Source organism: Vibrio sp. YT-19(2023), assembly GCF_033337395.1.
This window is the reverse complement of record NZ_JAWOQN010001096.1, coordinates 1-526: the sequence shown is the minus strand read 5'-3', so window position 1 is coordinate 526 and position 526 is coordinate 1. Positions and strand designations below refer to the sequence as shown.

General features: G+C 46.4%; 1 protein-coding gene. It reads left to right on the top strand.

Annotated elements, in window-relative coordinates:
* On the top strand, positions 1-526 hold a 526-nt coding region (locus R7E78_RS30245), incomplete at both ends, for a transglycosylase SLT domain-containing protein (RefSeq protein ID WP_318059160.1).

The following is a 526-nucleotide window of genomic DNA, read 5'->3' as shown; positions in this document are numbered from 1 at the left end:
TCAGTCAATCAAATATCCATCTCATCGTATTAAGCTCGATACTAAGGTTATTCACCCGTATCAAAACTCTCTCACTCGTATTGAAGAGTTGATTGCGACAGATAAAATTGCGGCAGCGAAAAGTGAGTGGGCACATTTGCTGAGTAGAGTAGGTAAAGATGAAAAGGCGATGTTGGCGGCGTATGCCTCATCCAAGAATTGGCATCACCTAACCGTCACAGCCAGTATCCAGGCGCAAATGTGGGACAATATTGAACTGCGATTTCCCATTGCGCACCGCTGGTGGTTCAACTTTTATGCGAAGAAGCATGACATCGACCCGATTACGATGATGTCGTTAGCCAGACAAGAAAGTGCATTGGATTCAGAGGCGCGTTCTCCGGTAGGGGCTCGCGGTATCATGCAAATCATGCCAGCGACTGCGAAGTACACGGCACGTAAATACAAGCTGACTTATCAAGGTAGCGATGATTTATACAACGTCGGCAAAAACATCGAGATCGGTAGCCATTATCTGCAAGGTTTG